The organism is Sporosarcina sp. FA9 (genome assembly GCF_051550205.1).
In the GTDB taxonomy this organism is placed as follows: domain Bacteria; phylum Bacillota; class Bacilli; order Bacillales_A; family Planococcaceae; genus Sporosarcina.
On record NZ_CP188819.1, the window covers coordinates 3,524,256 to 3,539,375 of the forward strand.

Annotated in this window: 17 protein-coding genes; 2 read left to right on the forward strand and 15 right to left on the reverse strand. The window is 38.9% G+C overall.

Going from position 1 to position 15,120, the window contains the following annotated elements; all coding sequences use genetic code 11:
- Nucleotides 1-34: 34 nt before the first annotated feature.
- From ACP8HH_RS18095 to ACP8HH_RS18150, 12 genes are all read right to left on the reverse strand, one after another.
- The gene (locus ACP8HH_RS18095) at nt 35-886 is read right to left on the reverse strand and encodes a dimethylarginine dimethylaminohydrolase family protein (RefSeq protein WP_438313684.1); all 852 of its coding nucleotides are present in this window, start codon (nt 884-886) and stop codon (nt 35-37) included.
- 140 nt (nt 887-1,026) lie between these two features.
- The gene (locus tag ACP8HH_RS18100; protein ID WP_438313686.1) at nt 1,027-2,340 is read right to left on the reverse strand and encodes a D-serine ammonia-lyase; all 1,314 of its coding nucleotides are present in this window, start codon (nt 2,338-2,340) and stop codon (nt 1,027-1,029) included.
- 128 nt (nt 2,341-2,468) lie between these two features.
- Nucleotides 2,469-3,287, reverse strand: a complete 819-nt coding sequence (kynA, locus tag ACP8HH_RS18105) for a tryptophan 2,3-dioxygenase (protein ID WP_438313689.1) — start codon at nt 3,285-3,287, stop codon at nt 2,469-2,471.
- Nucleotides 3,280-3,927: an arylformamidase gene (gene kynB, locus ACP8HH_RS18110; RefSeq protein ID WP_438313692.1), complete on the reverse strand. Its 648-nt coding sequence runs from the start codon at nt 3,925-3,927 to the stop codon at nt 3,280-3,282. The genes kynA and kynB overlap by 8 nt, the downstream gene beginning before the upstream one ends.
- Entirely contained in the window at nt 3,924-5,189 is a 1,266-nt protein-coding gene (kynU, locus tag ACP8HH_RS18115; protein ID WP_438313695.1) for a kynureninase, read from the reverse strand. Before kynU ends, kynB begins: the two co-directional genes overlap by 4 nt.
- A gap of 100 nt (nt 5,190-5,289) precedes the next feature.
- Complete coding sequence (locus tag ACP8HH_RS18120; protein ID WP_438313698.1) at nt 5,290-5,550, reverse strand: hypothetical protein; 261 nt, start codon at nt 5,548-5,550, stop codon at nt 5,290-5,292.
- The gene (locus tag ACP8HH_RS18125) at nt 5,547-6,158 is read right to left on the reverse strand and encodes a response regulator (protein WP_438313701.1); all 612 of its coding nucleotides are present in this window, start codon (nt 6,156-6,158) and stop codon (nt 5,547-5,549) included. The genes ACP8HH_RS18120 and ACP8HH_RS18125 overlap by 4 nt, the downstream gene beginning before the upstream one ends.
- 4 nt (nt 6,159-6,162) lie before the next feature.
- Nucleotides 6,163-7,290 carry a sensor histidine kinase gene (locus ACP8HH_RS18130; RefSeq protein WP_438313704.1) on the reverse strand — a complete coding sequence of 376 codons (1,128 nt, stop codon included), beginning with the start codon at nt 7,288-7,290 and terminating at the stop codon, nt 6,163-6,165.
- 97 nt (nt 7,291-7,387) lie between these two features.
- A complete protein-coding gene (locus ACP8HH_RS18135) occupies nt 7,388-8,440 on the reverse strand; it encodes a fatty acid desaturase (RefSeq protein ID WP_438313707.1) in 1,053 nt (350 codons plus the stop codon).
- A 375-nt stretch (nt 8,441-8,815) separates the two neighbouring features.
- The gene (ytxJ, locus tag ACP8HH_RS18140) at nt 8,816-9,148 is read right to left on the reverse strand and encodes a bacillithiol system redox-active protein YtxJ (RefSeq protein WP_438313714.1); all 333 of its coding nucleotides are present in this window, start codon (nt 9,146-9,148) and stop codon (nt 8,816-8,818) included.
- 22 nt (nt 9,149-9,170) lie between these two features.
- Entirely contained in the window at nt 9,171-10,736 is a 1,566-nt protein-coding gene (locus ACP8HH_RS18145) for an aminotransferase class V-fold PLP-dependent enzyme (protein WP_438313716.1), read from the reverse strand.
- A gap of 2 nt (nt 10,737-10,738) precedes the next feature.
- On the reverse strand, nt 10,739-11,320 hold the full coding sequence (locus ACP8HH_RS18150) for a glycerol-3-phosphate acyltransferase (RefSeq protein WP_438313719.1): 582 nt from the start codon (nt 11,318-11,320) through the stop codon (nt 10,739-10,741).
- 122 nt (nt 11,321-11,442) lie between these two features.
- Between ACP8HH_RS18150 and ACP8HH_RS18155 the strand changes: the two genes are divergently transcribed.
- The gene (locus tag ACP8HH_RS18155; RefSeq protein ID WP_438313722.1) at nt 11,443-12,114 is read left to right on the forward strand and encodes a phosphatase PAP2 family protein; all 672 of its coding nucleotides are present in this window, start codon (nt 11,443-11,445) and stop codon (nt 12,112-12,114) included.
- Between the two features lie 15 nt (nt 12,115-12,129).
- Here ACP8HH_RS18155 and ACP8HH_RS18160 read toward each other — a convergent pair whose 3' ends face one another.
- Nucleotides 12,130-12,723: a DUF3885 domain-containing protein gene (locus tag ACP8HH_RS18160; protein WP_438313724.1), complete on the reverse strand. Its 594-nt coding sequence runs from the start codon at nt 12,721-12,723 to the stop codon at nt 12,130-12,132.
- Between the two features lie 88 nt (nt 12,724-12,811).
- Between ACP8HH_RS18160 and ACP8HH_RS18165 the strand changes: the two genes are divergently transcribed.
- Nucleotides 12,812-13,141, forward strand: coding sequence for an MGMT family protein (locus tag ACP8HH_RS18165; RefSeq protein ID WP_438313727.1), 330 nt, complete (start codon nt 12,812-12,814; stop codon nt 13,139-13,141).
- Nucleotides 13,142-13,174: 33 nt separating this feature from the next.
- Here ACP8HH_RS18165 and ACP8HH_RS18170 read toward each other — a convergent pair whose 3' ends face one another.
- A complete protein-coding gene (locus tag ACP8HH_RS18170; RefSeq protein ID WP_438313729.1) occupies nt 13,175-14,179 on the reverse strand; it encodes an ABC transporter ATP-binding protein in 1,005 nt (334 codons plus the stop codon).
- A complete protein-coding gene (locus tag ACP8HH_RS18175) occupies nt 14,176-15,120 on the reverse strand; it encodes an NlpC/P60 family protein (RefSeq protein WP_438313732.1) in 945 nt (314 codons plus the stop codon). Before ACP8HH_RS18175 ends, ACP8HH_RS18170 begins: the two co-directional genes overlap by 4 nt.

The window sequence follows — 15,120 nt, forward strand, 5'->3', positions numbered from 1 at the left end:
TAAAAGGACTGCATTTTAAATGCAGTCCTTTTTTCTATTTTCTGTTTAGCGGCATTGAACAACATCGAAATGAACCACCTGATTTAATAATCTCAGAAAAATCAACTTCAATAACTTCAAATCCATAAGAACGCATTGCAGTATTTACATTTGCATTTTGAGGTAAGCTAAATACCTTTCCTTGACCAATCGATAGGACATTCGTTCCCATACTAAATTGTTCTTCTTCACTAACTTCAATAAGTTTATAGCTTTTCGAAAGCATTTCAACTGTCTTTTGGTCAAGAGCTTTGGGGAAAATCAAGCCTACTTCAGGTGACAAGATATTGAATACACAGTCAAGATGCAAATACTTCTCATTAAATGGCACTTTAATAATTTCATGATGAGGTAAATCTACTTTAAGTTTTTGAATGGCCTCATTTGAAGTACGACTGCTCACGCCAACGTAGACTTTCGCACGATCGACTATGACGTCTCCACCTTCTACACGATTCGTAGTTGTGAGGTATGAAATATCCTCCTCTTCCAACCATCCTTCGAGTACATCTTCTTCCCCTTTACGAATATCGCTCGCCATTTCCGCGACAAAAATGTCATCGCCTACTGTAAAGCCAATATCGCGTGTGAATACTTGTTCCGGAAATTCTTCAGAAGAAGGTAGTTTAATCACTTCAACTCCATGTAGCTTCAGTTTTCTTTCAAATTCCCCATGTTGCTTCATCGCTAACTCTACATTTATATTATCTTCTTTGTACTTTTTCTGAACATCATTTATAACATCATCAATCGCCATAAATTCCGGCTGACATATTAAGACACGAAGTAATGTTTCATACTCGGTATTGCAATGGGTTATTGGTGTTTCTGGTATTTGCGAATTCATTTTTTATCCTCCAGATATTTTATATCATCTTTAGTATTTTTCCCTACTTTTATTCAATTAAACATAAATAAAACAGGAACTATGTAAAAGCATTTAAGCTTTTTTATAGTTCCTGTCGATTTCCCGGGGAATAACTCGAATTAGTTCCCGGATATCCCGTAATATAGATTCATTTCTGACTCTGGCACCATACCGCCGCCTGTTCCCCATACAATATGTGTGGCTGTTGCAAGTTCCGCACCCCTTATTTGTTCACGGACAACATTTATAGGGCCTGTCATTCCAGCAAGTGCAGATGGTTCAAGACGAATACCTTCAGTGTCTGCTGTTAACTTAAGCAAACGAAACATTGTTTCGTCTGACAATGTATAGCAACCGGATAACAGAGGTTCCATGGTTTTCCCAACAAATCCAGATGCTGTTCCAACTGCAAGTCCATCTGCAGCTGTTTTATTATCCAAACCGAAATCTTGAACTGAAATCCCGTCATGAAGACCCGTCATCATTCCAAGCATCATACAAGGCGAATGTGTTGGTTCCGCGAAGAAACAGTGCACATGATCTCCAAACGCAAGTTTTAGCCCGAATGCGACTCCTCCAGGTCCACCACCAACACCACATGGCAAATAAACAAAAAGAGGATTTTTTTCATTGACAGTTGTTCCACGATCTTTTAATTGTGCAGCGAGTCTTTCGCCAGCAACTGCATAGCCTAAAAACAAGTCAATGGAATTCTCATCATCCACAAAGTGACAAGTAGGATCCTCGTCCGCTTGACGACGACCTTCCTCGACTGCTTTGCTGTAGTCCTCCGCATATTCAATAACCGTTACTCCTTTTTTTCGAAGCATTTCTTTCTTCCACAGTTTCGCATCTGCGGACATATGGACCGTGACGTTGAAACCAAGTTTCGCACTCATTATTCCAATGCTTAACCCCAGATTTCCCGTAGAGCCAACCGCTATCTTATGCTTTGAAAACAGATTTTTGAATTCTGATTCTGCAAACTTAGCATAGTCATCTTCTATAGAAATTAATCCGTTTTCAAGTGCAAGAGTTTCCGCATGTTTCAATATTTCATAAATCCCGCCACGTGCCTTAATCGACCCTGAAATTGGAAGTATATTGTCTTGTTTCAGAAGTAGATTACCTGGTATATGGATGCTGAATTCTTCTTCAAGCGCTTCTTTCATTTTAGGAATTTCAGTGAGTGGCGATTCGATAATTCCATCGGACACAATTGTTTCTGGAAAAACGCATTTGATGTACGAAGCAAAACGTTCCAACCGGTCGGATGCGTCTTGTACTTGCGTCTTGGTAATACCCGTTTTTGAAATACCCGTAGCGACGGATTCCAGTAACGGGTTAAGCCAGAGAACTTCGTCTTTACACATTATCTTTTCTATAAGAGGCAACCGTTCTTTCCACTTGTTCACTTCATTTGTATTTAACATAAGTATCCACCTCGACTTCCTGAAAGTTGTACGAACAGTATACCACGGCAGTTAATCATGAAAGAAAGATTTCATTAAATCCATAAAAAACTCCGCTATCCAAAGATTGATAAGCGGAGTATTCCTATTTATAATTTTGTTCGTACATCCCACAGTTCAGGAAAGAACTGATGATCAAGCACGGATTTTAAATAATTAACGCCTGACGAACCACCTGTACCCATTTTAAATCCAATAATGCGTTCTACGGTCTTCATATGTCTGAATCGCCACTGCTGGTGACTGTCTTCAATATCGACCAATTTCTCTGCAAGCTGATATAAATCCCAATGATCATCGACATTCCGATATACTTCGAGCCAAGCATCGGCCACTGTTGAATCCCCTTTGTATGTAACGGTGAAATCACGAGCAAGTAAGTCTTTATTAATTGGAAAGCCTGCTCTCGCAAGTGCACGAATGGCTACGTCGTAAATACCTGGTGCATGATAAGCAGTATCAAGGCTTTTAGCCAATTCGGGATCTTTTTCATAAATTTTTAATATATGCGGTTGTTTGTATCCAAGAGCAAATTCAATGAGACGATTCTGATAGGACTGAAACCCAGAAGCGCGACCAAGACTCTCTCGAAACTCCATATACTCTGCTGGTGTTAGCGTTGCTAATACATCCCACGCCTGAATAATTTGCGTCTGTATTCTAGATACACGAGCAAGCATTTTGAAGGCTTCGGGAAGTTCATCTTTTTCAATTGAACTAATTGCTGTATTTAATTCATGCAAAATAAGTTTCATCCACAACTCACTCACTTGATGTATCACAATGAATAACATCTCATCATGATGACCCGATAACCGATTTTGACTCGTCAGCAATTTATCCAAATTTAAATATTCACCATATGTCATATTATCCTTAAAATCTGTATGAATTCCTTTTTCATTCATTTAAATCGGCCCTTTCAAGTGGCTTTAGTACTGCACGAACCGGACTACCATCACCGTTTACAAGGGGTAACGGCAATGCAATTAATTCATAATCACCGGGCTTTACTTTATCGAGCACAATATTTTCTAAAATTAAAACCCCGTTTTTGTGCAACGAGTGGTGCGCTTCCACTATTTTACTGTCCTCCGGATCTACAGAAGGCGTATCAATACCGATGAGTATGACGCCTCTCTCTTTTAATAAGGCGCCGATATCTTCACGTAAATAAGTGAATGTCACCGGAAACACATTTGGATCCGGCCGACTTAATGTTTTGAGTAAAATCCGCTTTGCTCCGCGAAAATCAATTGCTTCTAATTCAGACCTCCCAATGCTACGATTTCCAGTTACATCAATAACAAAAGCTCGACCAATGTACGTATTTATATCAAGGTCAAGTACTTTTAGTCCTGAATCGTCAAAATGGAAAGGTGCGTCAATATGTGTCCCCATATGTGTGCTTGTCGTTAACTTCCCAATATTTACAGAACCCGTATCCGCTTTGGAAAATGCCACTTCATAAGTAAACGGCGTATCTCCTGGCCACTGCGCAATTGAATTGTGAAGTGGTTGTGAAATATCGATCCATTTCCCCGTCATGCAACCACTCCTCTTTTATTTTCAAATTTGTCATACCGTTTTTCATCCATTATTACTTTTAACTTCTGGAGCGTATGCCAGACGTCCTCAAATGTATTATAAAGTGCGACAGGAGCAAGACGAACACCATTTGGAGCACGAAAGTCTGGAATTACACCGGCTTCCTTAAGTGCTTTACATATCCGTGCGGCTTCCTTATGTTCCAATAAAATATGACCACCACGAGTATCGTCAATTGGATTACCCACAGTAAACCCGTATTCAGAAAGCTCATGTTCAATAAGATTCATCATATAACTCGTTAGTTTAAGTGATTTCTCGCGAATACGATTAATACCAACCTCTTCGAACATTTCTAGTGCACCAATAACCGGTGCCAAACTTAGGACATGTGGAGTACCAACTTGAAAAGCACTTGAATCTTCTGCAGGGTCCATTGTATGATTCATGTCAAACTGCGATTCTTTCTTTGAACCAAACCAGCCCGCAAGACCCGGTGCGGTTCCGAAGTTTTTTTCATGGACAAATAATCCGCCGACAGAACCAGGACCGCCGTTCAGATGTTTGTATGTGCACCAAAATGCAAAGTCCACACCCCATTCATGAAGGCTATGCGGAACTGAACCAATGGAATGACATAAGTCAAATCCAATTGGAATACCCCTGTCGTTTGCGGCAGCGGTAATTTTCTTCATATTCAGCACTTGTCCACTTCGATACAGTACACCCGGCAAGACAATCAGTGCGATATCTTCCGTCATAGCTTCAATGATTCGATCCTCTGACAAAAACCGTCCATCTTCGCTTTCAACTTGTACAAGATGTTCTGCCGGATTTAATCCTTTCAACGCTATTTGACTTTTTAGTGCATAAATATCTGAAGGGAAATTAAGTTCATCTGCAAGTATCTTTGTTTTGTTCCCGGTAGGTTTATAAAATGTTGCAACGAGCTGATGTAAATTCGACGTAGTTGATCCAGTTGCGATTACTTCGCCTAGCTTCCCTCCAACAAGTGGAGTCATTTTTTCACCCACCGTTTCGGACATATAAAACCACGGATTTTCTCCTTCAGTCCATCCGTCAATGCCAAGTGTCTTCCATGAACTGAGCAAATTCAAAAGACTTGCCTCGGCCCTTTTCGATAATAATCCGAGCGAATTTCCATCCATATATAGAACATCTTTCATTAAATAAAACTCTCTTTTATACTGTGAAATTTCATCTTGTGCATCCAATTGTCTTGCGTATTCAATCTTGAACATTTAATAATCCTCCTATTCAAAATTTAATTCTGTATGTATATAATATCACAAAAAAACACAGTCAAAATTGTATCGCTACAATTTCGCCTGTGTGCATCTTTTATGCGACACTATCTTTTCTCTCACGAATCAGTTTAAGGATATTGCCGCCTATTCCTAGAACGGTTACGATAATAATTGCAATCTTTACAAATAAGTACCAATCTCGAACAATAGCATGTAGTAAAATAGCAGCGAGAATTGTCAGATGTGCTGGAATCGTGAATTTCGCTTTCTTCTTAACTTCATACAGATAAAAAAATACCACAAAAACGCCCAGCAGAACCCAACGAATTATCCCAAGAAGCTCCATGCCGGTCATTTGAACCAGCCCTTCTCTTTAAATCTTGAAATTGCCTCGATTCGATTACTGACATTTAATTTATCAAGAATTGTGGAAATATAGTTGCGAACGGTCCCAGGGGATAAATATAACTCTCCCGCAATTTCTTTCGTCGATCTACCATCAGCTATCAATCTTAGTACTTGGCTTTCTCGTTCAGTTAATGGATTTTCACCCGCATCCCCGTCACCATATGCAATATCTACAAGCTCTGGAGCATAGATACGTCTGCCATCCACTATTGTACGAATTGAACTGACCAGCTCTTCAATAGGACTATCTTTCAATAAATACCCACGCACACCCGCTTTTCTTGCCCGCTCAAAATAACCAGCTCTTGCGAATGTAGTTAAAATAATAATCTTACACGGATCTTCATGTAATTCTTCCGCAGCATCTAGCCCAGTTTTTACAGGCATTTCAATATCCATCACACATACGTCCGGTTCAAGTTCCCGAACAAGCTGAACTGCTTCTTCCCCATTTTTCGCCTTGCCTACAACTTCCATATCATCTTCCATATTTAACAAGGACCCGAGTGCTCCAAGCATCATCCCTTGGTCTTCCGCTATGACAATGCGTATCACTTAATCACTCCCTAATAATATGTTTTAAAATAACAGGTACCCGAATCGACAACATTGTACCTTCTCCACCCTCAATATGCAGGCTGCCGTTTACAAACTCAAGACGTTCACGTATACCGTCTAAACCATTCCCAGGCAATGTCTCCCCGTCTCTGGCAATCCCAATTCCATTATCTCTAACTGTTATGACAAAGTACTTCGACGTATGCTCGAATGAGATATGACATTCCGTTCCATAACTATGTTTTACTACGTTCGTTACTGCTTCTTTTAAACACATACTTAACACATTTTCAACGATTGGCGTAATACCTTTAAATGATGGATTTCCTTCAATTGTTAATTCCATTTCAGCTGCTTTTAATATTTGTTTAATGCGAATGAGTTCATCTTCTAATTTCATTGCACGCATATCCTGAACGAGTTCACGCACTTCTTTTAATGCGGTACTCGCAGTTTGCCTAATATCATGCAACTCTTTTTTTGCTTGTTCGCTATTGATTGAGATCAGTTTTCCAGCAAGGTCACTTTTCAAGCCAATAAGCGAAAGTTTTTGTCCAAGTGTATCATGCAAGTCCCGTGCAATTCGTTGACGCTCTTCAAAAATAATAAGTTCGGAAATTCGTTCGTTTGCCACTTCCAATTGACCTTCCAAGTTCTCTCTTTTATTACGATTATAGAGATTAAAAGGCAACAAGACAACGCCAATTAGACTTACTAGAATGAAGGGCAATTGTGATAAAAATAGGTCAATTTCTATAAAGAAACCTAAAACAATCGCGGCTATCGTTGTTGCGATATGGATTCCATATATGATGAAAAAACCAGCGGTGTTCCGTATATTACCTATAAAAAATGCCGTAAACAATGAAAAGTAGACAAATCCAAACAACAATGTCATAACAATATTTATGACCATTTCAAAGCTAATCCACATATAAACAAGGCCACTTTTTGATTTAAATGAAAAGCGATAAGATAAAAAGAATAAGACCAACATTGTAATTCCGATAAATATTTGGATTCCAGACGAAGATCTAAAAATAAAGAAAAATGGTAAAAAGCAAAAAATGACCCAAGCGTAAATACTGAGCCATGGATTTTTCGGGAAAATACTGTACCAACTTTGCATACCAGTTGTCCACCGCCTATCTGATTAGTATACTATACCAAATTTTAAATAAAAGAAAACAACCATCCCTTATAAAGAGATGGTTGCAATAACTTTATTATTTACCTTCAAGACTCGTTCGTTTTGGTTTTAAATCCAATGACGGACGTGGCATTTTAAGAAGATCTTTAATTTCTTTAAAGCTAACAAACCCTTTTTTCTCGGGATCATAGAGACGGTAGTTTATCGAAGCCAAACTTGATTTAATTGTTATCGTTGTCGCTTGATGTAATGGTGGAACTGAATCATGTGCTACTTCTAAGTTATAGTTCGGAACTCTTGGTGAAAGATGATGCACGTGATGAAAACCAATATTACCCGTTGCCCATTGCAATACACGTGGCAATTTATAATATGAGCTGCCATCAATTGCAGCTTTCACATAATCCCATTCCGATTCCTCTTCAAAATACGAGTCTTCGAACGTATGTTGAATGTAGAACAACCAAATACCAAGTGAACCTGCTATGAACATAATTGAACCTTGAACGATGACAAATGATTGCCATCCAATTAACAAAATCATTCCTGTATAAAGTGCAATTAATATAATATTAGTTAAATACGTATTGTTTCTTTCTTTCTTTCGAGCATCTTTACGATTAAAACGACTTGAGACGAGCACTAGGAAAAGTGGACCAAATCCGAACATCACTAGTGGATTTCGATACAAACGGTAGGCAAAACGTTGCCATTTAGACGCTTCCAAATATTCATCAATCGTCATAACCCAAATGTCACCAACACCCCGCTTATCGAGATTCGAACTCGATGCATGGTGAATCGCGTGTTCACGTTTCCATTTCTCATAAGCAAAAAGTGTAAGTACTCCTGTAATCGTACCGACAATGTCATTTACTTTTCTGCTTTTAAAGAACGAACCGTGTGTACAATCATGAAAAATGATGAACGTCCGTATGACAAAACCGGCCGCTAAAAAAGATAGACCCAATGTCAACCAGATGGAGACGGACAAACTTTGATAAGCTAAGAACCACAATATTAAAAAGGGTGGTACCGTGTTTACGATTTGCATTATACTTTTTTTATTCTCTGACTTTGCAAAAGGGGCAACACTTTTGTGAAGTTGCATTGTTTTTTCTTTAGTCATGTTATCCTCCCTCGATTAATGATCTCGCGTACAATCATTTCTTATACATAATATTAGTACCTAGTCATACTTCGCGGAAGACATAGATGTCATGACTTTGAGATGACAATTGTCACTAGTTGTGAATTTCTTCACAATGTTTCATGAAAAAAAAAAAGGGTTACCTTTCATTTGCAGGCAATCCCTTTTGTGGATAAGATCATTCGACCGTTATCCACTTGTTCATAATCAACTTTTCTACTTAGGAATCCAATTTGTGGACAACTTTATTTAAGCATTCCACCACCCACGAAATCCGATTCATCAAAAGCTATAACAAATATGCCAATTTGCATTAAAAAAGCACTCTAAATAGTTCAGAGTGCTTCATTATTATTAAGCTAAATTATTTTCTTTTAACCCTCTATTGATTTCATTGTTTGTAATAACCGTATGTGATGCATTCCAAACAGCTTTCCCGTCATTCATTAGGAATAGTTGTGGAGACTGGTGGACAATGCCTAAATCACTTTCAATTTCATTGGATACAGGTCGACTTTCACGTACTTTTAAGAAAAACTTCGGCATATCCGTCTCATACGCTTCTACACGATTGTATGCAGAAGTACTTATTGGACACGTCGTACTATGTTTTAAAACGAGTAATGGACCTTCTTTCGACTTTTCTACGACGTCATTCCACTCTTCGATTGATAGCAATTCTTTCATAATAATCATCTCCTTATACTATTCAGTTTAACACAGACAACAGGTGAATCAATTTATCAAGATTCTGATTGGACACATTATTCATACATGAAATTTGTAGCCAGTTTCTTTCACATAAATAAGTACTTTCATAATGTACATTGAATCCATTTAGAAATAGGTTGTCCCCAAGACGTTTAGACGAAAGTCCTTCTGGTATTACCAACGTTAGAATTGCGGGTGTTGCAAATTCTTCTTGTGCTAAAATCGTGAATCCCATTTTTTCAACCGCTCTTCTAATAATACTTGATTGTTGTTGTATAGAAGCAAAAATCTTATTCGGCTCCTCGTATTCTAGTAATGCGGTAGCTAGTGAGGATACTAAATTAGAGGATTGTGAAAAAGGAATTCCCTCCGCTTCTGCGTATGTACCAAGGTCAAGATAACGCGGCAAGCGATTTGATTTTTGAATATGTTCATTATGAAAAACAAAGGATACTCCTGTATAACTGCATAATCCTTTCCCACTCACGCCCGATGCAAATGCAACCCCTCGAAGATCAAGTGGAACCGTCCCTATTGAACTTACACAGTCAACAGCAAGCAGTACGCTGTTAGTAGAACAAATACTTTGCAGCATAGGAAGGTCGTTCAGTATTCCTGTTGACGTTTCAGAGTGGACAACCCAAAGCCAACTGTAATGACTCATTTTCAATTTATCAATAATCTCTTCGTTTTTAAAAGGCTGTCCCCACTCAGTTTCTAAAATGTCATATTCCATACCGAATCGTTCCGCATGATTGACAAGTCTAGAACCGAATTCACCATTTTCCAGGATAAGACCTTTGCCATCAATCAAACTAAGCTGTGCCGCAACGACATCATTTGCGAGCGTTCCCGTCCCTTGCAGAAGTTGAACGTACTTCGCATTGGTTAAGCGTGTCAAGCCCTTTTGCACATGCGTCAATACGTTTTCAAACTCTGTGGATCTATGCGAGAACGGCTGAATAAGCATCGGTTTCTGTACATCCTCTGAAATCGTTGCTGGTCCTGGTAAAAAGTTGATGTGCGGCTTTGATAATCTTCCTGCAACAGTCGCTTCAAACGTTTCTTTAGTTAAATACATGGGTTGAAATTCCGCTTCTTTCGTTCCTGTAAGTTCTGCAAAAGATAAAAAACCAAGTTGTCTATATAACTTCTGCTCACGCATCGTCCCAGAAATAAGTGCTGCATCATAACCCATCCTCAAACAATATCTAATAAGTGCTTGTGCAATTCCGAGGAATGCACGCCCATTTCGATACTTTTGTTCAATAGCAAGAAGTCTAATTTCGACGGGGCTATTTACTCGAAAAGGTAGATGCTGTTCCACTTCACCGATTTTTCCGTCAAGTGAGAATGGCCGTTTACTCCGTATCGCAATCATACCGATTACTTGCCCGGCAAATATGCAAATGATATATGTATTTTCATGATGAAATTTATCAACAAGCATATGTGTTTCATTTTGTTCGTGTTGAGGAATTTCTTCAGCGAATGTTTTATAATTTAGTTTATGTATTTGCTTAAACTCAGTATGTGTTTCCGCAATTTTATAAATAAAATTCATTTTTATTCGCTCCCTTCCTTCAAAAACTTCTCTTTTAGATCATCTTTATGAACAAACAATAAAAGTACTGATATCAAACTTGCAACGATAAATTGACCGGTCCCAATAGAGTAAAACACGATAATAATCGGCACAAGTGTAATTGCACTCAGGCCAGCGATAGTAAAACTTCTTATAAATAAATAAATAATAACGAAAATGCACACAAATACTATAAACACAAGTGGATTCAGTGCGAGTAGACCACCAATAAACGTCGATATTCCTTGTCCGCCTCGAAATCTAAAGAATACAGGATAAATATGACCCAACATAACTGCTAACAAAGCGATGACTTCGATTGTTGGCTCAAGTCCTAGCCATCTTACAGTCAATACAGCGAGCACGCCTTTTAATGCATCCCCTATAAACGTAGCAATAAATGCTGTTTTCCCAAATACGCGTCCGACATTGCGTGCACCCGGGTTACCACTACCTAACCCACTAATCTTTTCTTTATAAAACAAATTGCTAATAATTGTGGCGGTTAGTATATTTCCAAGTAAATAGGAACCAATTATTAATAAAAGTAACGTTATAATCAACCCTTTTCAAGAAGTTATTAGTTACGGGAAGCTCATTCTTTCAATCCCTAAAAAAGGATATCCTTTTATTTAATATACACTTTCCTATACACTCACATATATAGGAAAGGAGCCGAAAATGAATGCGTGAATTATCCTTACGTTTGTTACTAGCACTTATTTTATGTATTTGCTTCGGCATCTTATTCGGTTACATTGCATCTGCAATTAGCACTGAATCGATTGTCGGTTTCGATAGAACAGTGATTAATTTTGTCCAGGGAACGGAAACGCCTTGGCTGACTACTGCACTGAAAGGTTTTACTTGGATCGGCTCAGCATACTTTGTTGCACCTATTGGATTTCTAATTGTATGTTATCTTTACTTTATACTGCAATACCGTCATCAAGCCGTCCTTTTTGCTACTGTGATGATTGGCACGGTGATTGTAAACTTTCTTTTAAAAATATATTTCAAACGAGAACGACCGGAAATCCATAAAATTATGGAGGCCAATGGCTTTAGTTTTCCAAGTGGCCATACAATGATGGCTTTTAGTTTGTATGCAATTATTGCCTATATTGCTTGGCGAAATATACGCACAATGTTAAGTCGCATACTTTTGTTTCTATTTGCCGCGACAATGATTGTCGTAATCGGAATGAGTCGGATATATCTCGGGGTTCACTATCCGAGTGATGTTATTGGCGGAATGGCTGCCAGTGCTCTTTGGGTAACGATTGCAATATCCGTCTATGCATTTTATCAAGATCGTCAGAAAACGAAATTATCCTCACTGAATTCTACTCCTTAAACAAAGGTTGAAGAACTACCAAAGACCTTTCTTAAGAGGGATCATCTCAAATTCTTTATAAACAACCTCTATGCCGCGATCATCATACATATACACAATCAAGTCTTTCGTTCGATTCACAAGGTAAACTTCAGGGTATCTGTTTTTACTAGTACGAATAAATCGCGGTGTACGGTTGTTAAAATCTTCATTACCTATAGCATCCACAAGTTTAGTTAACTTAATATCCGATTTTCTACACGGAACTGAGATTCGCGTGAAGGCCGGTTCATCTTCAGACAATGACGGAAACCGTTCAGAGGTTGCTTTATACTTCACTTTTTTATTTGTAAGATAGTTTGTTAATATCCCCGTTTTTTCGTAGCTACTTTTCCAAAAAACATTTATAACAAGAAATAATTCATCCTTTTCATCAATCATTTCATTTATGACATCCATCGCTTGCTGACTGACTACTAGAAACATTTCTTCATTATATATCTCATCTGCATTAAACTGATAAATACCTTTTGCCAATTCAAAATGTAATTTAGCGGGCCAGTCAATGTTTAGGCTACCCCTAAGTACGTTCACAGGAAAATTGCTTGCTAGATAATCGCTTAAATTCATGAAGATATCATCCCTTCAAAGTATGCTTGTAATTTAGTATACTATAGTTAACTGGCGTCTAATAAGTTTGAAGTTAGGAGGTATTGCAATGAATTTATTTACAGAACGGGTTATTCGAATCATTACGGAAATCCCCTCCGGTCGTGTAATGACATACGGACAAGTTGCTGCTGCTGCTGGTAGTCCGCGTGGTGCAAGACAAGTTGTACGCATTCTTCATTCTATGAGTCAGAAATACGAACTTCCATGGCATCGTATCATTAATGCACAAGGCGGGATTTCCACACCTGAAAAAGCTGAATCGAAAGGGAGCAATCAAAAAGATTTGCTTGAAACAGAAGGAGTTATTTTTACGCCGAACGGGAAAGTTGATTTTGCTATATACCGGTGGTTTCCACAAGACGCTGAAGAGGGTTAACACAAAAAAAAACCGTCCTAGGATTCGGGACGGCTACGCATGTGTTGGTATTGCATCTTTTCTTAACATTACTTGTTCATCATAAAGATGGCAAGCTACGAAATGACCTTCTTCTTTTTCCAACCAGTTAGGTTTCAATTCCGCACAAACGGACATTGCATGAGGGCAACGTGTTCGAAACACACAACCTGAAGGTGGATTTATCGGACTTGGTAGCTCACCTTTTAATAATATTCGTTCCCTAGACTCTTCGATATCCGGGTCTGGAATTGGGATTGCCGACAAAAGTGCTTGTGTATAAGGATGGAGTGGTTTTTCATACAATTGTGCGCTTGTCGTTAGTTCCACCATATGTCCTAAATACATCACACCGATTCGGTCGGAAATATACTTTACCATAGACAGATCATGAGCAATGAATAAATACGTCAAACCTTTTTCACGTTGCAAACGTTGTAGAAGTTTAACGACCTGCGCCTGAACAGACACATCGAGCGCAGAAATAGGTTCGTCAGCAATAATAAATTCTGGATCTAAAGCAAGTGAACGCGCAATACCAATTCGCTGACGCTGGCCACCTGAAAACTCATGTGGATAACGGTTTGCGTGATCACGATTTAAACCCACGTCTTCCAATAACTCATTCACACGGACAAGCATTTCCGCCTTCGTTTTAAACATTCCATGAATTTGCATCGGCTCTGCTATGATGTCAAACACTGTAGAACGCGGATTCAAAGAAGCATACGGATCCTGAAAAATCATTTGCATTTTCTTAAGAAAGTTTTGTCTTTCCTTATCCTTCATATCGTGAACACTTTGACCTTCGTACAGCACTTCACCCTCTGTTTTATTATAAAGACCCAGAATGGTTCTACCTGCTGTAGATTTTCCGCATCCGGACTCACCAACAAGCCCAAAGGTTTCCCCTTTTTTAATATCAAAACTGATGCCATCTACCGCTTTTAGTTGTTGACCACGACCAACATCAAAATAACGTTTTAATCCCTTTACTGATAATAAAACTTCTTCTGTCATATCGTTGCCCCCTTATCGATCAGGCCATACCTTCGAACTGCACACAACTCATTCTCTAAGCTAGAACCCGCAAGTTTTAAGAGTTCAATAGACTTACCTGTAGACGGTGAATGAAGAAGCAACCCGTTTCCATAATAAAATCCTACATGACGTACATTTGCTTTTCCATTGTCATTTGCAAAGAACAGTAAATCGCCTTTTTCCCATAGTTCCTTTCGCTCCATCGGAATCTCAATGCCACTTTTTGCTTGGTCTCCCGCATCCCGTGGAATTGAATATCCACATGCCGCAAACATATTGTATGTAAAACCGGAACAATCATAGCCGTAAGATGACATACCACCCCAAAAGTAAGGAAGGTCAAGGAACTCAAGTCCTTTATCTACTGCCGCTTCTGAAGAAAGCTTCTCGAAATGATGAATGGACTCAGTGGTAACCACATTCGAATTCAGAAGCAATGCTTCTCCATGAGGCGTTGAAACTTGTATATAATCTCCCTCTACTTTTACATATGGAAGTGTCGTATTTAAAGGCACGACAACTGTAGGTATGCCGTCGGTATCCCATACTTGTGCTTTACCAACTGTTACTTTTGCGAAACCTTCCGCATGAATCGGTTCCGCTTTTGTTAACTGCGCAAGTGGTACCCAACCTGGATATCCTCTTTCGTCTTTTTTTGAAGGTTGCCAGACAGCGATGACTTTCGCCCAATCCCCTATTGTTTCTTCAACGAGAACGGGCTCTCCGTATAATAATTGCGTCTGTACCCGATTGCCGTTGCAAAGGTCTAGACGAGGTTCATATGACAACTTTTCAAGCCATTTCGTTAATTGAACCGGATTTGTTAACCCTAGCTCGTCGATATCTCGCGCAGATTCCGGAGACGTCCATACCGTAGCAACCGAAACCGAACAATGCCATGAATTTACTGTACTTACCAT